Source organism: Zoogloea sp., assembly GCF_017302315.1.
Taxonomy (GTDB): domain Bacteria; phylum Pseudomonadota; class Gammaproteobacteria; order Burkholderiales; family Rhodocyclaceae; genus Zoogloea.
Genome location: NZ_JAFLDT010000064.1, coordinates 1 through 23,245, shown reverse-complemented (window position 1 = coordinate 23,245; position 23,245 = coordinate 1). Strand labels below are relative to the sequence as shown.

Genomic DNA, 23,245 nt, shown 5'->3' with positions numbered 1-23,245 from the left:
TCAGCGACCTGATCGGCACCCACTCCTGGAGCGCCGTCAAACTCGATCTCTACGGGCTCAAGTTCTACACCACGCACGTCCTGAAGAAGCCCTGGGTGATGCCCGATCTGATCAAGCCACCCAAAGCCCAGCGCCTGCCCGACATCGTGACGGTGGAGGAAGCGCAGCGGCTGTTCAGTGCCACGCGCACCCTGAGTTACCGGGTGTTCTACTTCACCCTCTACAGCCTCGGGCTGCGCCTGGGTGAGGGGCTGGCGCTCAAGGTCGGCGACGTGGACGCGGCCCGGATGCGTGTCCAGATCCGCGATGCCAAGGGCAACCGGGATCGCTTCGTGCCCCTGCCCGATGCAACGCTGGTGGCCTTGCGGCAGTTCTGGCAACTGCACCGCCATCCGGAGCTGCTCTTTCCCAATCGCCACGGCGGCCTGAGTGCGGCGCACCGCGCCCGCACACCGCTGGATCGCGGTGGGGTGCAGACCACCCTGCGCCAGGTGGCGCAGGATTGCGGACTAAAAAAAAGATCACCCCGCACAGTCTGAGGCACAGCTATGCCACCCACCTGATCGAAGCCGGCGTCGATCTGCTGGAAGTGCAGAAGATCCTCGGCCACCATTCGATCCTCACCACCGCCCGCTACACGCACCTCACCCACCACACCACCGATCAGGCCGATACGTGCATCAATGCGCTGATGAGTCGCTTCTCCATTCAGTGGGGGGCGGTCAAATGATTCCCCTCTCGGAAGTCATCCGCCGGTGCGAAGCCGACTACCTTCGGCAGTATTCGGCCACGATGTTGCCCAGCCATCGCCAGGCCCTGGCTGCCCTGAAGCTGTGCCGCACGGCCATGGCGCCGCGCATGCGAGCCGTGTGCTCGGGCTGCGACGAAACCCGCCTCGTGCCCCATTCCTGCGGGCATCGCAGCTGCCCGCACTGTCAGCACTTTGAGAGCCAGCAGTGGCTTGAACGGCAGGCGCGGCGGCAAGTGCCGGGGAGCCATTTCCTGCTGACCTTCACCTTGCCGGCACAGCTACGCGCGCTGGCCTGGCAGCATCAGCGCACCCTCTACGCCGTGCTCTTCGAGTGTGCCTGGGCAACGGTGAGCCTCTTTTGCCGGAACGACCGGCAACTGCAGGGGCAGGCCGGTGCGGTGGCCGTGCTGCATACCCATTCGCGTCGCCTTGATTACCACCCGCATGTCCACCTGGCCATGCCGGGCGCCGCACTGGACCCGGAGAAGCGCCTGTGGCGAAGCCGCAGTGGCAAGGGCAGCGGCTACCTGTTCAATCACCGAGCCTTGGCCAAGGTCTTTCGCGCCAAGGTGCTGGCTGCGCTTGCCCGGGAGGGTTTGAAACTGCCGCCCGGCGTCCCGGCCCGCTGGGTGGTGGATTGCAAAGGCGTTGGCGATGGCAGCAAGGCCCTGGTCTATCTGGGCCGCTACCTGTATCGGGGCGTCATCCAGGAGAAGGACATCCTCTCGTGCGAGGCAGGCAAGGTCCGCTTTCGTTACCGGGAGAGCCAGACCGGCAAGAGCGCGGTGCGCACCGTGAGCGGGGCGCGCTTCCTGGCGTTGATCCTTCAGCACGTGCTGCCCAAGGGCTTCCGGCGCTCCCGCAACTTCGGCTTCCTGCATCCGAACAGCAAGCGCCTGATTGCACTGCTGCAGGTGGTGCTGAAAGTGGCTCCCGACCCCGGCCCGACCTGGATGAAGCCCCGACCGCCGTTTCTGTGTGCATGCTGCGGCGCGCCCATGCGTATCGTGCAAAGACGGATCCCGGCGCCTGAGCGATGGCGCAGCGCGACGCCGACCGGGAGCGTGAGCTTGTAAACGAACCCTCCGTCGACCGATGGATGCGCCTGTTGTCGGCGCTACGGCGGCGCTTGGCCTGAAATCGGCAGGAATCGAGGACTGAGCCCTCCCAAACGGCTCAATCCGGCGATGTAGCGCTGCAAGGGCGGTGCGAGTCAGTGGCGAGGGCAGGCTTTCCGTCGTCGAAAGCCCGCCTTTGCGGTGAAGGACGAAAAGCTATTTCCAGGGGAATCCGAACTGCCGAACCGGGCTTGTCCAACAACCGGTTCAGATCGTGGCTCGCGTAGCGATCACGATCTAACCTTAATCGTTAGGGCTTGAAGCATGATTGAACGCCCCAAACCTCGAATTGCGCGCCAGCAAACCACAAGCCAATAAATACGAGTAATGCAAAGGCAACCCCTTGCGCAATGCGATGAATGGACCGCAACGCTAAGCCGATTGCGGCACCACCGGAGGCTGCGCTGAGAAGCAAAGTTAGAAGGCCAACACTCTCAAGATCTAGCGCGCGAGCAGGGTTACCAAGCGAGCCGCCCTTTGGGTCGCCAGCACAACCAGCTTTGAACATGAGAAAAAGTTCCAATGCAGCGCACATAGCGAACAATAGCGCAAGGCCGAGTGGCATATATTTCGGAGCGTTGGCCGCCATGACGGTAAGCCCTAACGTGAAGTAGACGACGTCTGACGCCTCCGGCGTCTTATACGACTGTCGCCTAAGCTGCTGGAACGTGGTAAGTGTCTGTATTTAAAAGCAGTGTGTGCGGAGTTTTGCGTCATGATGTCGTCTAACCTTCTTGCGACTCTTCCTTTGTCGCCCCGTTTGCTCGATTTGGTTCTGGAGCGAATCAGGGTTAAGCACTACAGTCCGAGAACCAAGAAAGCCTATGTGGAATGGATTAAACGCCACATCCTCGTTCATGACAAGCCGCTGCGACGGGGCGCGGGCAGAATGGCGGTGGAGGTGTTGCCGGGTGCGTTGACTGTTGGAGGTCGCCCGAGGCTGAGACGGTTCAGAAGAACTGTGGCGTAGGAGAGTGTGCTGGTCGAATGAATTCGACCCCACAAAACCGCGGCGTCCCGGCTCGCGTTACGCGCTCGAGCCCCGCAGCCCCTCACCGCACATGATTCCCATCCCTCCCCAGCAGCGTCACCTCCACATACCGTGACCCCACCCTGTCACCCGGGCTGAAGCGCACCTTGAATCCCCCCAGGTCCAGATCCAGGTTCTCCAGCGACTGCATCACCGCTGCCGGGGTGGGGGTGCCCTTGGTGCGGCGGATGGCTTCGATCAGGACGCGGGTGCCGACGTATTCCTCGAAGCTGGTGTAGGACGGGGTGTCTTCGGGGGCGAAGCGTTTGAGGGCCTGGTGGTAGTCGCGGGCGATGCGGGTGACGCCGCTGAAGGGGGAGGGCATGACCTGGGTGATGCCGACGCCCCGGGCAGCGTCGCCGCCGGCCAGCTGATGCAGTTCGCGCCCATTCACCACCGAGATGCTGAAGAGCTGGGTGCCGGGGTGGGCGGTCTGGTAGGCCTTGACGAAGGCGGCGGCGGGGCGCACCACGCCGATCATGATCACGGCCTGGGGCACGCCGCGGGCGATGTCCTCGACGGCCTTGCCCACGTCTTCGGTGTTCTTCTCGTAGCTGCCCTTGCTGACGATCTTCATGTTGTGGCGGGCCAGGGCCTTTTCGACGCCGGCCAGGCCGGCCTGGCCGAAGGGGTCGTTCTGGTGGAACACGGCGATGCGGGTGAGGCCGGTGCCGACAAACTGGCGCACCATGGCCTCGGTCTCGTCGCCGTAGCTGGCGCGGATGTGGAAGATCCAGGGGTTGAACGGGCTGCGCAGGGGTTCGCCGCCGGTGTAGGGAGCGACCAGGGCGATGCCGCCGCCGGAGAGCACGCCTTGCTTGAGCAGTTCGGCGATGTTGCCGGTGCCGGCATAGCCGATCAGCGCGGCAGCCTTGTCCTTGCGGATGAGTTCCTGGGTCAGACGCAGGGTTTCGGCGGTCTGGTAGCCGTCATCCTTGAGCACGTGCTTGAGGGTGTGGCCATTGACGCCGCCGGCGGCGTTGGCGGCATCGATGGCGATGCGCACGCCCAGAGCCATGGCCTGGCCGGTGGAGGCGAGGCTGCCGGAGAGGGGGGCGCACTGGCCGATCACCACCGTGTCGGCCCGGGCCAGCCCTGATCCCAGCAGCGCAATGAGCAGCAGGCCGCCGAGCCGCCGCCAAATCTCCGTGTGCATTTTTATCTCCCCATCGTAATTTCTGATGGCGGCAGTATGCAGCATGGAATGTTGATTTCCTGTGATCGGATGTTGCGCTGCAATGTGACTTACTTCTCAGCGCCCATTCCATTGTCCTTTTCGTGTCAGCCCTCGCTCCCCTGCAGCCCGTATTTGCGGATCTTGTCGTGCAGGGTGGTCTTGGGGATGCGCAGGGCCTCGGCGCTGCGTGCCAGGCTGCCGCCGTGGCGGCGCAGCTCGGCGGCGATGAGGCTGCGCTCGAAGCTTTCCACTGATTCCGCCAGGGAGGCGGGCGCAGCCTCGCCCGTGGCGGTGCCGAGGATGTCCTTGCCGACGCCGAGCACGATGCAGTCGGCCACGTTGCGCAGCTCGCGCACATTGCCCGGCCAGGTGTGGGCCATCAGCTTGCGCATCTGCTCGGGCGGCACCGCCGGCAGCGGGCGTTCGTGGCGGTGGGCGGCGAGGAGCAGGAAGTGCTCGAGCAGCAGGGGGATGTCCTCGCGCCGTTCGCGCAGGGGCGGCAGGTCGATGGTCACCACGTTGAGGCGGTAGTACAGGTCGGCGCGGAAAGTCTGGCGCTCGGCCCGGTCCTTCAGATCGTCCTTGGTGGCGGCCACTACCCGGCAGTCCACCGGCAGTTGCTGGTTGGAGCCGAGGCGTTCCACCACTCTCTCCTGCAGCACCCGCAGCAGCTTGATTTGCACGCCCATGGGCATGCTCTCCAGCTCGTCCAGGAAGAGGGTGCCCTTGTTGGCGTACTCGATCTTGCCGATGCGCCGCTTCTGGGCGCCGGTGAAGGCGCCGGCCTCGTGGCCGAAGAGCTCGCTGTCGAGCAGGTTGTCGGGCAGGCCGCCGCAGTTGAGGGCCACGAAGGGGCCGTCCTTGCGGGGCGAGAGTTCGTGCAGGCACTGGGCGATGAGCTCCTTGCCGGTGCCGGTCTCGCCGCGTACCAGCACGTCCACCCGGGTGCTGGCCACGTCGGTGACGAGCTGGCGCACCCGGGCCATCTGGGGCGAACGGCCGATGAGCTTGGCTTCGGCGCCTTCGCGTTGCTCCAGGCGGCGGCGCAGGTCGAGCACCTCCAGGGTCAGGGCGCGTTTTTCCAGGGCGCGGCGCACCACGTCCACCAGCAGTTCGGGCGAGAAGGGCTTCTGGATGAAGTCGTAGGCGCCGGCGCGCATGGCCTCCACGGCCAGGGTCACGTCGCCGTGGCCGGTGATGATGATCACCGGCAGGTCGGGGTCCATGGCCTGGCAGCGGCGCAGCACCTCCATGCCGTCGGCCTTGGGCAGGCGCATGTCGGTGACCACCACGCCGGGAAAGCCCGGCTTGAGGCGCTGGAAGCCTTCCTCGGCCGAGCCGACGCCCTCCACGGGGATGTCGGCGAGCATCATGGCCTGCTCGCAGCCCAGGCGCACGTCGGGGTCGTCTTCGATGATGAGGGCGCGGAGTTCGGGGTTCATAGGGGCAGGAGAAAGGCTAGAGGTGGGAGGGAGGGTTGTGTCTGTGGGCGACGTGTAGGGGCGACTTCAGTCGCCCATCGTGCGTTGATCACCGACAGACGACCCTTGATTGGAGTTCGTGGGCGACTGAAGTCGCCCCTACTGGTCAGCATCGGGGAGGGCGTTCTCGCCTGGGGCGGCGGGCAGGTTCAGGATGAAGCGGGCACCGCCTTCGGGGCGGTTCTCGGCGCGCAGGTCGCCGCCGAACTCGCGCACGATGTCGCGGGAGATGGCGAGCCCCAGGCCGAGGCCTTCGCCAGCGGGCTTGGTGGTGAAGAAGGGTTCGAACAGGGCGCCGGCATCGGGCAGCCCGCAGCCGGTGTCGGCAATGCTCAGCTCGAGGCTGCCGTCGGTGCCCGGGGTGGCTTCGATGGTGAGCGTCTTGTGCTCGCTGTCGGCCATGGCATCGGCGGCGTTGCGGATCAGGTTGATGAGCACCTGCTCCAGGCGGTTCTGGTCGCACCAGGCAATGGCCTGTTCGGCTTCGCAGCGATTGTCCACGGTGACCCCTGACGTACTCAGGCGCTGGTCGAGCAGGAACAGGGCGGCGCCCACGGCGTGGGCCACGTCGGTGGGGGCCGGGATGGCCGGTGACTTGCGGGCAAAGGTTTTGAGGGGGGTGATGATGCGGCCCATCTGGTCGGCCAGGCGGGCGATGATGCCCAGGTTCTGCTCGACGGTGCTCAGGTTGCCACGCTTCATGAACTCCACGGCATTGCCCGACAGGGTGCGCACGGCGCCGAGGGGCTGGGCCAGCTCATGGGTGATGCCGGCGGCCAGCTGGCCGAGCACGGCGAGCTTGGCGGCCTGCACCAGCTCGTCCTGGGCGGCGCGCAGGGTCTGTTCGGCCTGCTGGCGTTCGGCCACCTCCTTGCGCAGGCGGGCATTGGTGTCGGTGAGGGCCTTGGTGCGCCGCGCCACCTTGCTTTCGAGCTGGGCGTTGGCCTGCTCCAGCAGTTCCTTGGCCTCCAGCTTCTGGCGGACGATGCGGCGGCGCTGGGCCACCACCAGCAACAGGAGCAGCACGAAGCCGGTCGCCACCGCCGCCAGGGCGCCGTGCCCGAAGGCCTGGGCGCGCACCGGGCGCAGATCCGAGAAGATCAGCAGGCGCCAGCCTACGTCCTGCAGGCCGCGGCCATGCACCAGATAGCTGCCGCCCGCATCCACGTGATTGCGGCTTCGGGCAACGCCGGGCGGCGGTGTGCCCAGCTTCATGTGCACGATCTGCCCTTCCGGCCCCGGCGCCGCATTGACGCTGACCGGGAAATCGCCGATGGGGCCACCGTTGTAGAGACGGCTCATGGAGATATCCACGCGGGTGTCGAGGGGCAGCGGCGAGAGCGCGGTGTAACGCCACTCGGGCACCGACGAGAGGATCACCACGCCGTTGCTGTCGGAAATCAGGGCAGGTGCCCCGAGCAGATCCCAGGCCTTGTCGAGGGGGGCCAGACTGATCTTGATCACGGCCACACCCACCACCCGGTTGCCATGGCGGATGGGATGGGAGACGAAGTAGCCCGGCTCGCCCCGGGTGATGCCGATGGCGAAGTGGCGACCGACCCGGCCGGCCAGCCCCTCCAGGAAGTAACTGCGGAAGGAGAGGTCTTCGCCCACGAAGCTGTTGTCCGGGTCATTCCAGTTGCTGGATGCGATCACGAAGCCACGCTCGTCCACCACGAAGATGGCAATGCTGCCGATATGGCTGTTGAGGTGCTGCAGAAAGCGGTTGGCCGCCTGCACGCTGGCGGTGCCCCGGGCGGGGTGCAGGGCGCCCAGCACTTCCTCGTTGAGCTGGATGGTGGCGGGGATGTGGGCGTAGCGGTTGACGATGCCGTCCACCGCCGCGGCAAACAGGTCGAGGCGGTGCCCGGCGTCGGTGCGCAGGGTCTGCATGCCCTGGTACTCGCTGGCCCGGTAGCCGCCAAAGCCGATCAGCCCGATCAGTAGCAGGATGACGGCAACGATGAAGGGGTTGGGGGACAGGGAGCGGGAGGGCGGCAGGATGCCTGCGGCCGGTGGGGCGCTTTCGGTGGCGGGCGGGGTGGCGGGTGTCGTCATGGGAGGGGCGTGTTGCGGGGCTCAGGCGCCCGCAATGAAACTGCGGACCCCCGAACCGATGAACTGGATGCCGATACAGATAAGCAGAAAACCCGTCAGGCGCGTGACGACGTTGATGCCTTCATCGCCGAGCAGCCGTGACACCCAACGGGCGGAGTATAGAACCCAGCACAGGGCAAGGCACGTCAGGGCGATGCTGAGCACGCTGGCGGTGTAGCCCACGGCCTGCTGGAGCGGGTCGCCCAGCTCGGCCAGTTCGGTGGAGACGCCGATCACCGTGGCCAGGGCGCCGGGCCCGGCGATGCCCGGCATGGCCAGGGGGAAAAAGGCAAAGGCGCTGCCCCGGCCGGCGGGCACCATGGGCTCGCCGCTGCCGAAGAGCATGCGATAGCCCAGGATCGCCACCGTGATGCCGCCGGCGATGCGCAGGGCGCCGTAGGAAATGCCGAAGAGCTGCAGGATGGCCACCCCGGCGAACAGGGCGGCGGACAGCATCACGAAGGCGTACACGCAGGCCCGGCGCGCCTCGCGCAGGGCATCACTCACCGGCTGGTTGGCCGACAGGCTCAGGAACAGGGGGATCTTGGAGAGGGGGTTGGTGATGGTGATGAGGCTCACCAGCCCGCCGAGCAAGAAGGTGGTGGCGATCTTGAGGAGCAGGGGCGTCATGGCCATTCACTCTAAAAAAGAACGTGCCGGACGGGAGGAGTACCGGCCGGCACGCCACAAGGGCCGGATGCTCCGGCCAGGGATGGGGGCCGGGCCCTGTACGGACCCGACCCCGGGGGTTGGTTGGCTCAATGCTGCAGGATCTTGGCCAGGAACTGCCTGGCGCGCTCGGAGCGGGGGGCGCCGAAGAAGGCGTCCTTGCTGTCGTCCTCGACGATCTGCCCCTTGTCCATGAAGATCACCCGGTTGGCCACCTTGCGGGCGAAGCCCATCTCGTGGGTCACGCACATCATGGTCATGCCCTCCTGGGCCAGCTCCACCATCACGTCCAGCACCTCGTTGATCATCTCCGGGTCGAGGGCCGAGGTGGGCTCGTCGAAGAGCATGCAGATGGGGTCCATGGCCAGGGCGCGGGCGATGGCCACGCGCTGCTGCTGGCCACCGGAGAGCTGGCCGGGGAACTTGGCGGCGTGGGCCTTGAGGCCGACCCGGTCGAGGAGCTTGAGGCCCTTGTCGCGGGCTTCGTCCTTGTTGCGGCCGAGCACCTTCTCCTGGGCGATGGTCAGGTTGTCGGTGATGCTCATGTGGGGAAACAGCTCGAAGTGCTGGAAGACCATGCCCACGTGGCTGCGCAGCTTGGACAGGTTGGTCTTCGGGTCGCCCACCGACACGCCATTGACGGTGATGGTGCCGGACTGGAAGGGCTCCAGGCCATTGACGCACTTGATGAGGGTGGACTTGCCGCTGCCCGAGGGGCCGCAGACGACGATCACTTCGCCCTTCTTCACCTGGGTGGTGCAGTCGGTGAGGACCTGGAAGCTGCCGTAGTGCTTGGAAACGGTGTCGATGGAGATCATGTCGGGCTCCTTGGATCAGTGCGCCACGTGGGCGTTGAGTTTCTTTTGGTAGCGGCGCACCAGCTGGGAGGCCGCGAAGCAGATGAGGAAGTACACCAGGCCGGCAAAGAGCAGCAGCTCCACCAGCCGGCCGTCCCGGTCGCCCACCTTGTAGGCGGCGCCGAAGAAGTCGGCGAGGGCCGAGACATAGACCAGGGAGGTGTCCTGGAAGAGCACGATGGCCTGGGTGAGGAGCAGCGGGACCATGTTGCGGAAGGCCTGGGGCAGCACCACCAGGCGCATGGCCTGGGCGTAGCTCATGCCCAGGGCGGAGGCGGCGGAGACCTGGCCCTTGGGCACGGACTGGATGCCGGCGCGGATGATCTCCGAGTAGTAGGCCGATTCGAACAGGGCGAAGCCGATCATGGCCGAGGTGAGGCGCACGTCGGTGTTGGGGTCGAGGTTGAACGCGCCGCGCAGCACCTGGGGCACGATCAGGAAGAACCACAGCAGCACCATCACCAGGGGGATCGCCCGGAACAGGTTGACGTAGCCCGCGGCGAACCAGGACAGGGGCTTGACGGGGGAGAGCCGCATCATGGCCAGGGCGGTGCCCCAGACGATGCCGAAGATCACGGCGCTGAGGGTGATTTCCAGGGAGACCTTCATGCCCTCCCACAGGAAGGGCAGGGCGCCGGGAATTGAAGACCAGTCGAATTCGTACATGTCACTTGCCTCCCAGGTAGCCCGGCACGCGGGTCTTGTTTTCCACGTGACGCATGAGGGTCATGACCACCACGTTGATGATCAGATAGAGCGCGGTCACGGCGATGAAGGACTCGTAGGGCTGGGCGGTGTAGTCCACCAGCTGGCGGCCCTGGGCGGCGAGTTCGAGCAGGCCGATGGTCGAGCACACCGCGGAGTTCTTGAAGATGTTCAGAAATTCCGAGGTCAGCGGCGGCACCACCAGTCGGAAGGCCATGGGCAGGAGCACATGGCGGTAGGTCTGGGGCAGGGTGAAGCCGAGGGCGAGGCCGGCGTTCTTCTGGCCGCGAGGCAGGGCGTTGATGCCGGAGCGAACCTGCTCGCAGACCCGGGCGGAGGTGAAGAAGCCCAGGCACACCATGGCCGACACGAACTGCTGGGTGACGGGGTCGAGGTCCTGCTTGAAGCGGTCGCCGAGGCCGAAGGGCAGCACTTCCGGCAGCACGAAGTACCAGATGAAGAGCTGCACCAGCAGCGGAATGTTGCGGAAGATCTCCACATAGGTGGCAGCCAGGCCGGACAGCCATTTGCCGGGCACGGTGCGCAGCACGCCCATCAGGCTGCCCAGGGCCAGGGCGATGACCCAGGCCGACAGGGACAGCAGGATGGTGGTCTGCAGGCCGGACAGCATCCAGCCCAGATAGGTGCTGTCACCGGAGGCGGCGGGGCTCAGGAAGATGCCCCAGTTCCATTGGTAACTCATGGTTGTTCCCTTTGTTGTAGGGGCGACCTGTAGGGGCGACTTCAGTCGCCCATCCGTGCGTAATACCAGGCGCCGCTCGTTAATCGAAGTCTGCGGGCGGCTGAAGCCGCCCCTACAGGCCCCCGCACGTTCCTGAGGTCAGTACTCCATGAACATGCGTTGCAGTTCCTTGCTGTCCTGGGTCCGGGTCAGGGCCACGGCGGCGAGGATGCGGGCCTTCTGGGGGTTCAGATCGTGGGCCACCACCCAGTCGTACTTGTCATCGGGCTGCTCGGCGTTGCGCAGCACGAAGCCGCCACCCACCACGCGGGACGAGCGGATGATCTGCACGCCCTTGCCACGCAGCTCCTGCAGGGAGGGCACCACCGCGCCGCTGACCGAGCCGTTGCCGGTGCCGGCGTGGATCACCGCCCGGGCGCCGCCTTCGGCGAAGGCCTTGTAGGCGGTGGGGGAGGCGTTGCCGTAGCCGTAGGCGATATCCACCGGGGCCAGTTTGTCGAGGCTGTCGATGTCGAACTCGGTGCCGGTGGTGTGGCGCTTGGCCGGGGCGCGGAACCAGTAGGTCTTGCCCTCGACGATCATGCCCAGCGGGCCCCAGGGGCTCTTGAAGGCTTCGGTCTTGATGTTGACTGCCTTGCTCACGTCGCGACCGGTGTGGATCTCGTCGTTCATGGTGACGAGCACGCCCTTGCCGGCGGCGTCCTTGCTGCCGGCCACGGCCACGGCGTTGTAGAGGTTGAGCATGCCGTCGGCCGACATGGCCGTGCCCGGGCGCATGGAGCCCACCACCACCACCGGTTTGCTGGTCTTGAGCACCAGGTTCAGGAAAAAGGCAGTCTCTTCCAGGGTGTCGGTGCCGTGGGTGATGACGATGCCGTCCACGTCAGCCTGGCGGGCCAGGGCGGCGACGCGCTTGCCCAGGGTGATCAGGTGTTCGTTGGTGAAGCTCTCGGAGGCGATCTGGAAGACCTGGTCGCCGCGCACGTCGGCCAGGTTCTTGAGCTCGGGCACGCCGGCGATGAGCTTGTCCACCGGCACCTTGGCGGCCTGGTAGGAGGCGCTGTTGGCCACGCTGGCGCCCGCGCCGGCAATGGTGCCGCCGGTGGCCAGGATGACCACGCGGGGCCTGTCGGCAGCGTGGGCCGCCAGGCTGCCGGCGAAGCTCGCGGCGAGCAGACAGGAGAGGGCGATGGGGCGGAGGAAGAGGGTCATGATCGGATTCCTTGCTGGTTTGGGGGTGGGGGGCGATCAGAAGTTGTGGCGGATGCCGAGGGCAACGGAGCTGTTGTCCAGGCCGGGGGTGGTGCCCAGGAAGCTGTAGGCACCACCGCCGCCGGTGCGCCGGGCTGCGTCGTTGTCGATCTTGGTGTAGTAGGTATAGAGCTTGGTGCGCTTGGACAGGTTGTAGTTGTAGGCCAGGGTGTATTGGGCGGCGGCCGTGTCGTTGGTGCCGCTGTAGTCGCCGGCACGGCCGTAGTTGGCGTGGAACTCATGGGGCCCCATCGGCACCATGGCCGAGACGCGCCAGTAGTTGCGGGTCATGTCTTCGGTGAGGGTGCTGCGCTTGGAGCGCTCGAACAGGGCGCCCACCACCAGCGGGCCGAAGTTGTAGGCGCCGCCGGCGGTCACCGCGCGGTCGTTGTTGAAGCGCACGCTGGCGCCGGTGCTGTCCAGGTTGGTGGTGTTCTGGGTGGAGGCGTAGCTGACGGCGGCATGCAGCGGGCCGGCGTCGTAGCTCGTCACCAGGCCCAGGTTGTGGGGCGTGCGGGTGGAACCGCTGGCGGCGGGCTCTTCGGCCAGCAGGGCGTAGGTGGCGTCGAAGGTGAAGCCGCCGAGCTTGGGGCTGGTGTACCAGATCTGGTTGTTCATGCGCCCGCCGGCGGCATTGGAGTTGCCGAAGATGGCCGACGACAGCAGCGCGTCCGACGAGGTGCCGGTGTCGTGGTTGTGCATGCTGATGTAGTCGTACAGGGCGTAGTAGATGGGGCCGAGGGAGCGGCCCAGGCGCAGGGTGCCCTGCTGGGTGCGCAGGCCGACCCAGGTGTCGCGCGTGGCCAGGGCGGTGCCGGCATCGTTGCCATCGACGCGGATGCGGCTCTCGATCTGGTAGATCACGGCCATGCCGCCGCCCAGGTCTTCGGTGCCGCGGAAGCCGATGCGGGAGGCGTTGTCATTGACCATGGTGCGGGAGTGGCCGCCGGAGACGCTGACGTTTTCGAAGGTGGCGTTTAGGCGGCCGTAGATCACCACGCCGTCATCGGCGTGGGCCGACAGGCTGGCCAGGGCGGAGAGGGTGGCTGCGGCAGCCAGGCTGAGGTGCTGAACGGTCTTCATGGTTTTATTGATCTCGTGCAAGGGAGTGGGGGAGGGAGCGCGGGAGCGAGACGACGCTTATTCGAAGGCCTTGTCGTTGGGGGCCTTGAACAGCTTGAGCATGGCGTCGGAGGGCGGGAAGTTGAGGTTCAGGCCCTTGGGGGGGATGGGCTGGGTGAACCACTTCTTGTAGATGGCCTCGGCTTCGCCGGAGGTCATGGCCTTGGCGAGGGCCGCGTCCACGAGCTTCTTGAAGCCGGGGTCGTCCTTTCTCATCATGCAGCCGTAGGCCTCGAAGCTCTGGGGTGTGCCGACGACGGCCCAGTCGGCGGGGCGCTTGGCCTTGGCCAGCTCGCCGTAGAGGAGGGCGTCATCCATCATGAAGGCGACGGCGCGGCCGGTTTCGAGGGTGAGGAAGGACTCGCCGTGGTCCTTGGCGGAGATGATGTTCATGCCCAGCTTCTTCTCCTCGTTCATCTTGCGGATGAGCCGCTCGGAGGTGGTGCCGGCGGTGGTGACCACGTTTTTGCCGGCCAGGTCGGGGAAGTCCTTGATGCCGGATTCCTTCTTGGTCATCAGGCGGGTGCCGATGATGAAGATGGTGTTGGAGAAGGCGACCTGGCGGGCGCGCTCGGAGTTGTGGGTGGTGGAGCCGCACTCGATGTCGATGGTGCCGTTCTGGATGAGGGGGATGCGGTTCTGGGAGGTGACGGGGGTGAGCTTGAGGGCGAGGGCGGGGAGCTTGAGCTCGGCCTTGACGGCGTCGACGACCTTGAGCATGAGCTCCTGGGAGTAGCCGACGACCTGCTGCTTGTCATCGTAATAGGAGAAGGGGATGGAGGACTCCCGGTGGCCCAGGGCGATGGTGCCGCTGCTCTTGATCTTGGCCAGGGTGGCGGATTCCTGGGCGAAGGCCGGCTGGGTGGTGAGGGCGCCAGCGGCGATCAGACAGGTGGCGGCAAGCTTCAGCGAGGTGCGCATGATTCGGTTCTCCTGCAAGGGTTGGGGGGCGACGCTGGCGTCGTGTGCCCTTTACATTGCAGGGGCCGTGCCAGCTATTTGCGGCCCGTTCCGATTCTGTAAGTGCTTGATACAAAAGAACCACGCTGGGGGGCTGACGGGGTGTTCGTTCGGATTTCCGGATGGCGGGCCGCAAGTGCGCCCGGAAATCCGCACGCCTTCCCGGGTGGCGCGGTCGAGCCGGGCTGCCGCGGGCTGGTAAAATGCGTCATTCAGCCCTTCGCCCTGTGGATCGAACCGCCATGTCCCTGACTTCGCTCACCCTCACCCGCCCCGATGACTGGCACCTGCACGTGCGCGATGGTGCCGCCCTGGCTGCCGTGGTGCCGGATACCGCCCGCCGTTTCGGCCGGGCGCTGATCATGCCCAACCTCAAGCCGCCGGTGACCAGCGTGGAGCAGGCCGCCGCCTATCGGGAGCGCATCCTCGCCGCGGTGCCGGCAGGGCTCAAGTTCGCCCCGCTCATGACGTTGTATCTCACCGACACCCTCAAGCCCGAAGAGATCGACAAGGCCGCCGCCAGCGGCTTCATGCCGGCCGCCAAGCTCTACCCGGCCGGTGCCACGACCAACTCGGACGCGGGCGTCACCGACATCGCCAAGGTGTACCCCGTTCTCGAACGGATGGCGGAAAAGGGCATTGCCCTATGTGTTCACGGAGAGGTGACCCATGCTGACGTTGATATCTTTGATCGCGAGCGTGTCTTTATCGATCGCGTACTGGCGCCGCTTGCCGCGCGCTACCCGAGCCTGCGCATCGTCTTCGAGCACATCACGACGGCCGAGGCCGCACAGTTCGTGACGGAAGCCGGGCCGAACGTGGGCGCCACCATCACCGCCCACCACCTGCTCCTGAACCGCAACGCGATCTTCGCTGGCGGCATCCGCCCGCACCATTACTGCCTACCGGTCCTCAAGCGCGAGACCCATCGGGAGGCGCTGGTGAAGGTGGCCACCTCCGGCAGCCCCAAGTTCTTCCTCGGCACCGACTCGGCCCCCCACGCCAGGACCACCAAGGAAGCCGCCTGCGGCTGTGCCGGCTGCTATACCGCCCACGCGGGCATCGAGCTCTACGCCGAAGCCTTCGACGAGGCCGGCGCCCTGGACAAGCTGGAAGCCTTTGCGAGCTTCAACGGCCCCGACTTCTACCGCCTGCCCCGCAACACCGACATCATCACCCTGGTGAAGGAGAGCTGGGACGTGCCCGCCGGCCTCGACTACCTGCCCGGCGATCCGCTGGTACCCCTGCGGGGTGGCGAGCAGATCCACTGGAAGCTGGCCTGACCCCTGACCGCCCTGCCTCGACGATGCGCCCTATCCTCAAGCCCCTCCTGCTCCTCCTTGCCCTGCCCCTCCTCGCCGCCTGCGAGTACGAGGGGGCGGCCTTCATCGTCAATGGCAACAAGGACGAAAACATCAGCCTGGTGCGTGAGCAGCGCTGGTTCTGGAGCAGCGAGGTGGATCAGGCTGTCGTCGTGTCGCGCATGCCCACCTGCATGCGCCGCCATGACATCAAGTCCGGCGTGGCCGGCAGCGTGAAGATGGAAGTCTTCGAGGCCGGCAGCAGCCTGTGGGCGCTCAAGCAGGGCAAGAACTGGTATCTGGCGAGCACCGAGAAATGCGAGTTCCAGCGCTGGGCCGAGCCCCCCGACGAGCCCCCCGGCCGCCTGGTGGGCACCTTCAGCCGCAAGAACGACAAACTCGAGTTCATCCCCGCCGACAAACCCGCCAAGCCCATCCGCCCGGTGGAAGAGTGATCCCCCGGCGGGCCGCCGCCGTGAGCGTAGGGGCGACTTCAGTCGCCCGCGGACTTCGATCAAGGGCATGCCTGTGATCAACGCGCGGATGGGCGACTGAAGTCGCCCCTACAAGTCGCCCCTACAAGTCCCCGTTCAAAGCGCCGGAGCCGCCACTCAACGGAGTGCAGGTGATCCGCGTGGCGGGTAGCGTGCCCATGAGTCCATCCCCCACCGACTTCGCCCATCGCCCCCTCTTCGAACCCATCGCCCACCTGCTGTCCGGATTTTCGGATGGCCTGCCCGACGTGGCGGCGCTGACTGCCTGCCTGCGCGCCCACGCCCCTGGGGCGGTGAGCGGTTCGGGGCATCCCCTGCGCTTCGTCCTGCCGCCCGAGGGCCTCGACGCCTACGAGCTGCACATCCACGCCACCGGCGAGGTGCCCACCCGGCCCAATGACTGGCACGACTTCTTCAACGCCCTGGCCTGGTGTGTATGGCCGCGCAGCAAGGCGGCCTGCAACGCCCTGCACCTGCGGGAGCAGTCTGCCCAGGCCGCCGCCGGCCTGCCCGGCCGCGGGCCCGTGCGCGACGCCCTGACCCAGTTCGACGAGTGTGGCGTGCTGGTGGTCTCCGCCGACCCGGAAATCCCGGCTCTGCTGGCGGCCCACGCCTGGGAGGAGGCCTTTTGGACGCGCCGCGCCCGCCTGCTGGACAGCACCCGTTTCCTCATCTTCGGCCACGGCAGCTGGGATCAGCTCCGCCAGCCCTTCTTCGGCCTGTGTGCCAAGGCCTTCTACCGGCAGGTGGAGACGGACTGGCTGCATCTGCCCGCACCGGCGCGCCAGGCCGAGGCCGACGCCTGGCTCGCCGGGCGCCTCGCCGACCCGGATCGGCCCTTCGACAAGGCCGCCCTGTCGCCCTTGCCGCTGCTCGGCATCCCGGGCGTGACCTCCGACAGCGCGTGCGTCGATTACTACCGGGATACCCGCCAGTTCCGGCCGCGGCGTGGCATGCATCGCACGGCGTCGCAAACAGGGCTGTGATCCGCCCCCCGATTTGAAGGAAAATAGCGGGCTCGCCGAATGCTGCCCGGGTGATGCCCGATGCGCCGGCCCCGAATTCATCCTTCAGGAATCGCCATGCTGCAGAAATTCCCCGCCTTCGCCGGTGTCCAGGGCCCGGTTGTCGTCATCGTCATGGATGGCTACGGCATCCCCAAGAACGACACCGGCAGCGCCATCGCCGCCGCCCGCAAGCCGACCCTCGACCGCCTCTTTGCCGAATGCCCGCACATCAGCCTGCGCGCCCACGGCACAGCGGTGGGCATGCCCTCCGATGACGACATGGGCAACTCGGAAGTCGGCCACAACGCCATCGGCGCGGGGCAGGTCTACAGCCAGGGCGCCGCGCTGGTGGCCAATGCCATCGCCGACGGCGCCATCTGGGCGGGGGAAGCGTGGAAGGAGATCGTGGCGGGCGCCAAGGCCGGAGCCAACGGCAAGGCGGGCGTCATCCACTTCATCGGCTTGTTTTCCGACGGCAACGTGCATAGCCACATCGATCACCTGAAGGCCATGGTCGTGCAGGCCAAGGCGGAAGGCATCAAGACCGTGCGCATCCACGCCCTGCTCGATGGCCGCGATGTGCCCGAAACCAGCGCCCTGGAGTACGTGGTGCCCTTCGAGGCCTTCCTGGCCGAGATCAGCCGCGACGGCTTCGACGCCCGCATCGCCTCCGGCGGCGGCCGCCAGACCATCACCATGGACCGCTACGATGCCAACTGGCCGATGGTGGAGAAGGGCTGGAAGACCCACGTGCTGGGCGAGGGCCCGCAGTTTGCCAACGCCACCGCCGCCGTGAATGGCCTGCGTGAGCGTCACCCCGGCACCATCGACCAGGATCTGCCCGAGTTCGTCATTGCCGACGGCGGCAAGCCCATCGGCGCCATCGAGGACGGCGATTCAGTGGTCTTCTTCAACTTCCGCGGTGACCGGGCCATCGAGATCACCCGCGCCTTCGTCGAGGACGACTTCAACAAATTCGACCGCGTGCGTGCCCCCCGGGTCACCTACGCCGGCATGCTCCAGTACGATGGCGACCTGCAACTGCCCAAGCGCTTCCTGGTGGCGCCGCCGGCCATCAGGGACACCTCCGGCGAATGGTTCAGCAAGGCCGGCCTGGCCCAGTTTGCCTGCTCCGAGACCCAGAAGTTCGGCCACGTCACCTACTTCTGGAACGGCAACCGCTCCGGCAAGTTCGAGGGCGAAACCTGGCAGGAAGTCCCCAGCGACGTGGTGCCCTTCGAGCAGCGCCCGTGGATGAAGGCCGCCGAGATCGCCGACGCCATGATCGCCGCCGTGCAGTCGGGCCGGTACAAGCTGCTGCGCTGCAACTTCGCCAACGGCGACATGGTCGGTCACACCGGCAACTTCCGCGCCGCCACCATGGCTGTCGAAGCCGTGGACCTGGCCCTTGCGCGCCTGCTGCCGGCCATCGAAGCTGCCGGCGGCGTGGCCCTGATCACCGCCGACCACGGCAATGCCGACGAGATGTTCGAGCTGGACAAGAAGACCAAACAGCCGGCCCTCAACGCCGATGGCTCCTTCAAGGCCAAGACCGCCCACACCCTCAACCCGGTGCCCTTGATCCTCTTCGACAAGGTCACGGGCGGCAGGCTGGGCCTGAAGCAGACCGACACCGCCGGCCTGTCCAGCATCGCCGCCACGGTGGCCAACCTGCTGGGGCTGGAAAAGCATGCCAAGTGGGATGACGGCGTGCTGGAAGTGAACTAGGCGCGGTAGGCTCCCGGCATCGGGACGGGTGCGTTGCCCCAGGGCACGCGCCCGTATTCGTTCACGGTCACGCCGAGGGAGGCGGTGCACGGCATTATTTCGCGTTCACCGGCTCCTTGCGCTTGACCCGCAGGAAGGACCACCGAATACTCAACGGCAATTTTGCCGCTTCCATCCACGGCCCAACGAACCGCGGAAAACCCCATGCGTCTGCTTTCCTCCCTGCGCAACTCCCTCGAACATGATGTGACGCCCGGCGCCGATGCCGAGGCCAAGGCCAGACGCAGCAATCGGCGGCGCCTGCAGGTCTTCGCCGTGGTCTTCCTGATCGTGCTCATCCCCGGCCTGCTGTGGAACTTCCTGCGCCCGGCCGAGTACCGGGCCGTCGCGCGGGTGCAGATCACCCCGGGAAGTACCGAGCCGCGGCCCGGGGCGTCGCCCCTGCTGTCCGGCTCCAGCGAGGTGCCGCGCAGTCCGTCCGAGCTGCTCACCCAGGTCCAGGTACTCACCAGCCGCCCCCTGCTGGAGAAGGTCGGGGCCGCCCTGGCCCGGGCCGGACAGCCCCTGCAGGGCGGGGATTCCGCCAGCCGTCTGCGCGAGATGATCAGCGCCGAGGCGGTGGAGGGGACCGAGGTGGTCGAATTGCAGGCCACCGGCACCCAGCCGGCCCAACTGGCCGCCGCCCTCAACACCCTGGTGGAGATCTACCGGGAAGACATGAAGGCTTCCTACGGCGCCGCCGCCGGTGAAGGCCTGGCCCAGGCCCGCCAGGAGGCCGAGCGCCTCGCCGCCACCGTGCAGGCCCGCCGCCAGCGTCTGGAGGGTTTCCGCAGCTCCACCGGTGTGCTCTCGCCCGAGCGTGACGAGAATGAAGCTGTGGCGCGCATCAAGGGCCTGAGCGCCTCCCTCAACACCGCCACCGAGAAGGCCGCCGTGGCCGAAGCCCGCTTGAAGGCCATGCAGTCCGGTGGTCGGGGTAGCGCCCCCGGCGCCGACGATCCGACCCTGGCCAACATGGAAGCCCGTGCCTCCCAGATTGCCGAAGAGATCCGCCAGATGGAGCGGACCTACACGCCCGAGTTCATGCGCATGGACCCGCGGGCCAAGTCCCTGCAGTCGAGGCTTGTGGAAATGGAGCGGCAGATCGAAACCCAGCGCGCCGCCAGCCGGCAGGCCGCTCTGGGGGCCGCCCAGGATGAGGTGGCCAGCGCGCGTGCCACCATCGAGCGGCTGCAGGCGGACATCCGTGCCCAGCGCTCGACCATGCAGGACTTCTCCCAGCGTTTCACCCAGGCCAAGGCCCTGGAAGACGATCTGGCCCAGATCGAAAAGGCCAGCCGGGAAGCCCAGGAGCGCCTGGCCAAGCTGGAGGCCAGCGAGCAGAGCCGCTTGCCCGCCCTGAACCTTGTCGAAGGCGCCAGCGTGCCGGGCAAGCCCTTCCGCCCCGATTACCTGATCGATGCCCTGATTGTGCTTGCCACGGCCTTCGGGCTGGGTCTGGTGGCCATCTGGTTTGTCGAGATTTTCAACCGCCAGGCGCCGCTCCAGACGCCCGCGTCCACTACGGTGATCATGCCCCCGCCCTGGGCTGGCATGCCCGGCGCAACGGGGGCGCCCCCCCAGTTGGCTGATCCGTCTTCCGCCGACCTTGTCGTTGGCGCGACGGCCCCGGGCCTGCTCGCCGCCACGCCCCGGCCGCCCCGGGAACTGACCCAGGAGGAAGTCGTGGACCTGCTCGCGGCGTCGGCCGGCGAGGGGCGTTTCGTGCTTGGTCTGCTGCTGATGGGACTCACCGCTGAAGAGGCGGCTGCCCTGCGCCAGGGGGATTTCGATGCCGCCGTCGGCGTGCTGCAGGTGACCGGCAATGCCCCGCGCAGCCTCAAGCCGCCCGCCTGGATGAGCGAGTGCCGCCCCTCACCCATCGGCGGCGTGGATGCTCCCCTGTTGCAGGACGCCGCCGGTGCCCGCCTGCGCCCGGAAGACATCCAGTCCATCCTGGCCTGCGCCGCCTTCGATGCCGGTCTCACGGGGGCCGGCAGCGTGACCGCGGACGTTCTGCGTCACACCTGCATCGCCTGGCTTGTCCGCCAGGGTCTGCGCTTCTCTGAGCTGGGCAGTCTGGTGGGCCGCCCCAGCCCCGAAGCCCTTGCCCTCTACGCCGCCATGGCCCCGGAAGGCCCGAAACTCGGCGCCGCCGAGGTCGACCCCCTGATGCCGGCCCTGCGGGCCATGTAGCGCGTTTGGACGAAGTTGTCGGGGGCAATTGAATCGACGGCGGACTTCGATCAATGGCATGCCGATGACTCGACCAACGCACGACGGGTAGTTGCCTAGCCCCTTGCGTGTTCCGGAGCACGGCTGGGCGGGGTGAGTCATGGCCTGCCGCCGTGGCAACTGGGTTTGCTCAGGTGCTTGGCTCGTCCTGCCAGTTCTCGGTATTGAGCCCGGGTACGCGCGCGAACTCGCGCAGGTTGCGCGTAATCAGCACCAACCCGCGGGCGCGGGCTTGGCCGGCAATCAGGATGTCGTAGGCGCCGATGGGGGTGCCCTGTGCGGCCAGGCAGGCGCGGATTTCACCTGCATGGCGGGCGTCTTCCGTGTCCAGCGGCAGCACCTCGAAGCGCAAGGCATCCACGAGGGCCAGGTTGTGTTCGCGCCTTTGGCTCTTGAAGGCCCCGAAGTACAGCTCGTGCATGACGATGGCGCTGACGCCCACGTCTGTCGGTGCGATGGCATGGAGCCGGCGTGATACCGGCCCAGCCGGCGTGTTGAGGGCTGAAACGACAGCATTGGCGTCGAGCAGGTAGCGCATCGGCGGGGGTCAGTCGAACAGGCGACCCAGTTCCGGGTTCTCTTGGGCGGAGGGCTGCTCGCCGGCTGCCTGCTGGAAGTCGGGGTCCAGGGGGGCAGCCAGGGCGTCCAGCCAAGCCCAATCGTTGGCGATGGGCTCAAGAATTACGGCGGCGCCGTGGCGGCGGATGCGTACTTCACTACCTTCGATGCGGAAGTCCTTGGGTAAGCGCACGGCCTGCGAGCGGCCGGACCAGAAGAGTTTGGCAGTCTCCATGTGAATGCTCCTGAATTCAATGAGAGATACCAAAAAGATATATCAATGGCCGTGTCGCGTCAATTGACGCATCCGTTTGGCGCCGGATCACGGACGTGCTCATTTCTTTGGCTTCCCGGAGCTGAGCTTTACAGGGCAAGTGAGACGCTGCTCCCCGTCGCTCGTCAAAATGTTATCCAGCTCTGAAAACGAAAAGGGGCAGAAGCCCCCTTTGTCATTCCTGCTGCTGTGAACCCCTACTGGTTCTTGAACTCGGCCTTGCGCTTCTCGACGAAGGCGGCCATGCCTTCCTTCTGGTCTTCGAGGGCGAAGGCGGAGTGGAAGACGCGGCGTTCGAAGAGCAGGCCCTCGTTGAGCGAGCTTTCGTAGGCGCGGTTGACCGATTCTTTGATCATCATGATCACTGGCAGCGAGAAGCCGGCGATGGTGGTGGCGGCCTTCAGGGTTTCTTCCAGCAACTGGTCGGCCGGGATGACGCGGGCGACGAGGCCGGATTTTTCGGCTTCGGCGGCGTCCATTATGCGGGCGGTCAGGCACATGTCCATCGCCTTGGCCTTGCCGACAGCGCGCGGCAGGCGCTGGGTGCCGCCGGCGCCGGGCATGGTGCCGAGGCGGATTTCAGGCTGGCCGAACTTGGCGGTATCGGCGGCGAAGATCATGTCGCACATCATCGCCATCTCGCAGCCACCGCCCAACGCAAAGCCGGCTACTGCAGCGATCACCGGCTTGCGGGCCGTCTTCACGCGTTCCCAGTTGCGGGTGATGAAGTCGGTCTTGTAGGCGTGCATGTAGTCGAAATCCTTCATGAAGCCGATATCGGCTCCGGCGGCGAAGGCTTTTTCATTGCCGGTGATGACGATGCAGCCGATGGCCTCATCGGCTTCGTAGCGGTCGATGGCGGCACCGATGCCGTCGACGACATCATTGTTCAGGGCGTTCATCGCTTCCGGCCGGTTGATGCGGATAAGGCCTACCTTGCCGATGACTTCGGTGAGGACGACTTGGGACATGGGGTTCTCCTCTGTACAGTGATATTTTGCAGGTTTTTCCGTTGCGCAACCGTACACGGGTTTGTCCGGTTGGCGACAGTTGACGTTAACGTTAACCTGCTATTCTGTCATGCAAAATCAACAACACCCAGGAGACAAAATGACCTACGCCATCGAAGCGCAGCCCTTGTGGCAACCCAATCCCCTTACCGTCGGCGATACCTGCATGGCGGCCTTCATGCAGGCTACCGGCCATGGCCGCTATGCCGATCTCTGGCAATGGTCGGTCGATCAGCCGGAAGCCTTCTGGTCCACGATCTGGGACTTCTGTGGTGCCGTTGGCGACAAGGGTGAGCGGGTTCTGGTCGATGGCGACCGCATGCCGGGGGCCCGCTGGTTTCCCGATGCCCGCCTGAACTACGCCGAAAACCTGCTCAAGGACCGCGACGCAGGCGAAGCGCTGGTGTTCTGGGGCGAGGACAAGGTCAAGCGGCGCATGAGCCGGGCCGAGCTTTACGCTGAAGTCGCACGCTTCCAGCAATTCCTGATCGACGCCGGCGTCGGCGAAGGCGACCGCGTCGCCGGCTTCTTGCCCAACCTGCCGGAAACGCTGGTTGCCATGCTGGCGGCCACCTCGCTCGGCGCGATTTGGTCGTCCGCCTCGCCCGATTTTGGCGTTCAGGGCGTGCTCGACCGTTTCGGCCAGATCGAACCCAAGGTGCTGATCTGCGTCGACAA

The 23,245-nt window shown here is 66.4% G+C and carries 23 protein-coding genes and 1 pseudogene; 10 read left to right on the top strand and 14 right to left on the bottom strand.

Annotated features, from left to right (window positions below):
• Positions 1–98: 98 nt before the first annotated feature.
• The 3 genes and pseudogenes from J0L98_RS16345 to J0L98_RS16335 form a co-directional block, all read left to right on the top strand.
• Positions 99–589 (top strand): annotated as a pseudogene (locus J0L98_RS16345) (tyrosine-type recombinase/integrase); the annotation flags it as partial.
• A complete protein-coding gene (locus J0L98_RS16340) occupies positions 563–730 on the top strand; it encodes a tyrosine-type recombinase/integrase (RefSeq protein ID WP_365954944.1) in 168 nt (55 codons plus the stop codon). The pseudogene J0L98_RS16345 and the gene J0L98_RS16340, both read left to right, overlap by 27 nt.
• Complete coding sequence (locus J0L98_RS16335; RefSeq protein ID WP_296412877.1) at positions 727–1,827, top strand: transposase; 1,101 nt, start codon at positions 727–729, stop codon at positions 1,825–1,827. Before J0L98_RS16340 ends, J0L98_RS16335 begins: the two co-directional genes overlap by 4 nt.
• Positions 1,828–2,119: 292 nt before the next feature.
• Here the strand turns inward: J0L98_RS16335 and J0L98_RS16330 are convergent, their stop codons facing one another.
• A complete protein-coding gene (locus tag J0L98_RS16330) occupies positions 2,120–2,458 on the bottom strand; it encodes a hypothetical protein (protein ID WP_296412875.1) in 339 nt (112 codons plus the stop codon).
• Positions 2,459–2,584: 126 nt separating this feature from the next.
• On the opposite strand from J0L98_RS16330, the gene J0L98_RS21625 reads away from it, so the two are divergent.
• Positions 2,585–2,839, top strand: a complete 255-nt coding sequence (locus J0L98_RS21625) for a phage integrase N-terminal SAM-like domain-containing protein (RefSeq protein ID WP_365954942.1) — start codon at positions 2,585–2,587, stop codon at positions 2,837–2,839.
• A gap of 82 nt (positions 2,840–2,921) precedes the next feature.
• On the opposite strand, the gene J0L98_RS16325 is transcribed toward J0L98_RS21625, so the two are convergent.
• The 10 genes from J0L98_RS16325 to J0L98_RS16280 form a co-directional block, all read right to left on the bottom strand.
• Positions 2,922–4,055 carry an ABC transporter substrate-binding protein gene (locus tag J0L98_RS16325; protein WP_296412873.1) on the bottom strand — a complete coding sequence of 378 codons (1,134 nt, stop codon included), beginning with the start codon at positions 4,053–4,055 and terminating at the stop codon, positions 2,922–2,924.
• 125 nt (positions 4,056–4,180) lie between these two features.
• On the bottom strand, positions 4,181–5,518 hold the full coding sequence (locus tag J0L98_RS16320; RefSeq protein WP_296412872.1) for a sigma-54 dependent transcriptional regulator: 1,338 nt from the start codon (positions 5,516–5,518) through the stop codon (positions 4,181–4,183).
• A 138-nt stretch (positions 5,519–5,656) separates the two neighbouring features.
• A complete protein-coding gene (locus J0L98_RS16315) occupies positions 5,657–7,615 on the bottom strand; it encodes an ATP-binding protein (RefSeq protein WP_296412871.1) in 1,959 nt (652 codons plus the stop codon).
• 21 nt (positions 7,616–7,636) lie between these two features.
• A complete protein-coding gene (locus tag J0L98_RS16310) occupies positions 7,637–8,284 on the bottom strand; it encodes a MarC family NAAT transporter (RefSeq protein ID WP_296412870.1) in 648 nt (215 codons plus the stop codon).
• Positions 8,285–8,412: 128 nt separating this feature from the next.
• Positions 8,413–9,141 carry an amino acid ABC transporter ATP-binding protein gene (locus tag J0L98_RS16305; RefSeq protein WP_296412869.1) on the bottom strand — a complete coding sequence of 243 codons (729 nt, stop codon included), beginning with the start codon at positions 9,139–9,141 and terminating at the stop codon, positions 8,413–8,415.
• A gap of 15 nt (positions 9,142–9,156) precedes the next feature.
• On the bottom strand, positions 9,157–9,846 hold the full coding sequence (gene gltK / locus J0L98_RS16300) for a glutamate/aspartate ABC transporter permease GltK (protein WP_296412868.1): 690 nt from the start codon (positions 9,844–9,846) through the stop codon (positions 9,157–9,159).
• A 1-nt stretch (position 9,847) separates the two neighbouring features.
• Positions 9,848–10,588, bottom strand: coding sequence for an amino acid ABC transporter permease (locus J0L98_RS16295; RefSeq protein WP_296412867.1), 741 nt, complete (start codon positions 10,586–10,588; stop codon positions 9,848–9,850).
• 138 nt (positions 10,589–10,726) lie between these two features.
• Positions 10,727–11,800, bottom strand: a complete 1,074-nt coding sequence (locus J0L98_RS16290; protein WP_296412864.1) for an asparaginase — start codon at positions 11,798–11,800, stop codon at positions 10,727–10,729.
• Between the two features lie 36 nt (positions 11,801–11,836).
• Positions 11,837–12,922, bottom strand: coding sequence for a porin (locus tag J0L98_RS16285; protein ID WP_296412863.1), 1,086 nt, complete (start codon positions 12,920–12,922; stop codon positions 11,837–11,839).
• Between the two features lie 57 nt (positions 12,923–12,979).
• Positions 12,980–13,882: a glutamate/aspartate ABC transporter substrate-binding protein gene (locus J0L98_RS16280; protein WP_296412862.1), complete on the bottom strand. Its 903-nt coding sequence runs from the start codon at positions 13,880–13,882 to the stop codon at positions 12,980–12,982.
• Between the two features lie 287 nt (positions 13,883–14,169).
• Between J0L98_RS16280 and pyrC the strand changes: the two genes are divergently transcribed.
• The 5 genes from pyrC (at position 14,170) to J0L98_RS16255 (ending at position 20,686) form a co-directional block, all read left to right on the top strand.
• Complete coding sequence (pyrC, locus tag J0L98_RS16275; RefSeq protein WP_296412881.1) at positions 14,170–15,204, top strand: dihydroorotase; 1,035 nt, start codon at positions 14,170–14,172, stop codon at positions 15,202–15,204.
• Between the two features lie 23 nt (positions 15,205–15,227).
• Entirely contained in the window at positions 15,228–15,677 is a 450-nt protein-coding gene (locus J0L98_RS16270; protein WP_296412861.1) for a hypothetical protein, read from the top strand.
• Between the two features lie 197 nt (positions 15,678–15,874).
• Entirely contained in the window at positions 15,875–16,702 is an 828-nt protein-coding gene (locus tag J0L98_RS16265; RefSeq protein ID WP_296412859.1) for a DUF3025 domain-containing protein, read from the top strand.
• A 96-nt stretch (positions 16,703–16,798) separates the two neighbouring features.
• Positions 16,799–18,451, top strand: coding sequence for a 2,3-bisphosphoglycerate-independent phosphoglycerate mutase (gene gpmI, locus J0L98_RS16260; protein ID WP_296412857.1), 1,653 nt, complete (start codon positions 16,799–16,801; stop codon positions 18,449–18,451).
• A gap of 204 nt (positions 18,452–18,655) precedes the next feature.
• Positions 18,656–20,686, top strand: coding sequence for a hypothetical protein (locus J0L98_RS16255; protein ID WP_296412856.1), 2,031 nt, complete (start codon positions 18,656–18,658; stop codon positions 20,684–20,686).
• 169 nt (positions 20,687–20,855) lie between these two features.
• Here J0L98_RS16255 and J0L98_RS16250 read toward each other — a convergent pair whose 3' ends face one another.
• The 3 genes from J0L98_RS16250 to J0L98_RS16240 form a co-directional block, all read right to left on the bottom strand.
• Positions 20,856–21,263 carry a type II toxin-antitoxin system VapC family toxin gene (locus J0L98_RS16250; RefSeq protein ID WP_296412854.1) on the bottom strand — a complete coding sequence of 136 codons (408 nt, stop codon included), beginning with the start codon at positions 21,261–21,263 and terminating at the stop codon, positions 20,856–20,858.
• Between the two features lie 9 nt (positions 21,264–21,272).
• Positions 21,273–21,518 carry a type II toxin-antitoxin system VapB family antitoxin gene (gene vapB / locus J0L98_RS16245; protein WP_296412853.1) on the bottom strand — a complete coding sequence of 82 codons (246 nt, stop codon included), beginning with the start codon at positions 21,516–21,518 and terminating at the stop codon, positions 21,273–21,275.
• Between the two features lie 236 nt (positions 21,519–21,754).
• A complete protein-coding gene (locus J0L98_RS16240) occupies positions 21,755–22,528 on the bottom strand; it encodes an enoyl-CoA hydratase (protein WP_296412852.1) in 774 nt (257 codons plus the stop codon).
• Positions 22,529–22,667: 139 nt separating this feature from the next.
• On the opposite strand from J0L98_RS16240, the gene J0L98_RS16235 reads away from it, so the two are divergent.
• Positions 22,668–23,245 (top strand): AMP-binding protein (locus tag J0L98_RS16235; RefSeq protein ID WP_296412851.1); only part of this gene is annotated, 578 nt, incomplete at its 3' end.

Coding starts and splice junctions, on each gene's coding strand:
- J0L98_RS21625 (WP_365954942.1), top strand. CDS start 2,585: ATGATGTCGTCTAACCTTCTTGCGACTCTTCCTTTGTCGCCCCGTTTG.
- J0L98_RS16305 (WP_296412869.1), bottom strand. CDS start 9,141: ATGATCTCCATCGACACCGTTTCCAAGCACTACGGCAGCTTCCAGGTC.
- J0L98_RS16315 (WP_296412871.1), bottom strand. CDS start 7,615: ATGACGACACCCGCCACCCCGCCCGCCACCGAAAGCGCCCCACCGGCC.
- J0L98_RS16325 (WP_296412873.1), bottom strand. CDS start 4,055: ATGCACACGGAGATTTGGCGGCGGCTCGGCGGCCTGCTGCTCATTGCG.
- J0L98_RS16250 (WP_296412854.1), bottom strand. CDS start 21,263: ATGCGCTACCTGCTCGACGCCAATGCTGTCGTTTCAGCCCTCAACACG.
- J0L98_RS16240 (WP_296412852.1), bottom strand. CDS start 22,528: ATGTCCCAAGTCGTCCTCACCGAAGTCATCGGCAAGGTAGGCCTTATC.
- gpmI (WP_296412857.1), top strand. CDS start 16,799: ATGCTGCAGAAATTCCCCGCCTTCGCCGGTGTCCAGGGCCCGGTTGTC.
- J0L98_RS16335 (WP_296412877.1), top strand. CDS start 727: ATGATTCCCCTCTCGGAAGTCATCCGCCGGTGCGAAGCCGACTACCTT.
- J0L98_RS16270 (WP_296412861.1), top strand. CDS start 15,228: ATGCGCCCTATCCTCAAGCCCCTCCTGCTCCTCCTTGCCCTGCCCCTC.
- J0L98_RS16255 (WP_296412856.1), top strand. CDS start 18,656: ATGCGTCTGCTTTCCTCCCTGCGCAACTCCCTCGAACATGATGTGACG.
- J0L98_RS16320 (WP_296412872.1), bottom strand. CDS start 5,518: ATGAACCCCGAACTCCGCGCCCTCATCATCGAAGACGACCCCGACGTG.
- vapB (WP_296412853.1), bottom strand. CDS start 21,518: ATGGAGACTGCCAAACTCTTCTGGTCCGGCCGCTCGCAGGCCGTGCGC.
- J0L98_RS16330 (WP_296412875.1), bottom strand. CDS start 2,458: ATGGCGGCCAACGCTCCGAAATATATGCCACTCGGCCTTGCGCTATTG.
- J0L98_RS16310 (WP_296412870.1), bottom strand. CDS start 8,284: ATGACGCCCCTGCTCCTCAAGATCGCCACCACCTTCTTGCTCGGCGGG.
- J0L98_RS16290 (WP_296412864.1), bottom strand. CDS start 11,800: ATGACCCTCTTCCTCCGCCCCATCGCCCTCTCCTGTCTGCTCGCCGCG.
- J0L98_RS16280 (WP_296412862.1), bottom strand. CDS start 13,882: ATGCGCACCTCGCTGAAGCTTGCCGCCACCTGTCTGATCGCCGCTGGC.
- J0L98_RS16285 (WP_296412863.1), bottom strand. CDS start 12,922: ATGAAGACCGTTCAGCACCTCAGCCTGGCTGCCGCAGCCACCCTCTCC.
- J0L98_RS16295 (WP_296412867.1), bottom strand. CDS start 10,588: ATGAGTTACCAATGGAACTGGGGCATCTTCCTGAGCCCCGCCGCCTCC.
- J0L98_RS16265 (WP_296412859.1), top strand. CDS start 15,875: ATGAGTCCATCCCCCACCGACTTCGCCCATCGCCCCCTCTTCGAACCC.
- gltK (WP_296412868.1), bottom strand. CDS start 9,846: ATGTACGAATTCGACTGGTCTTCAATTCCCGGCGCCCTGCCCTTCCTG.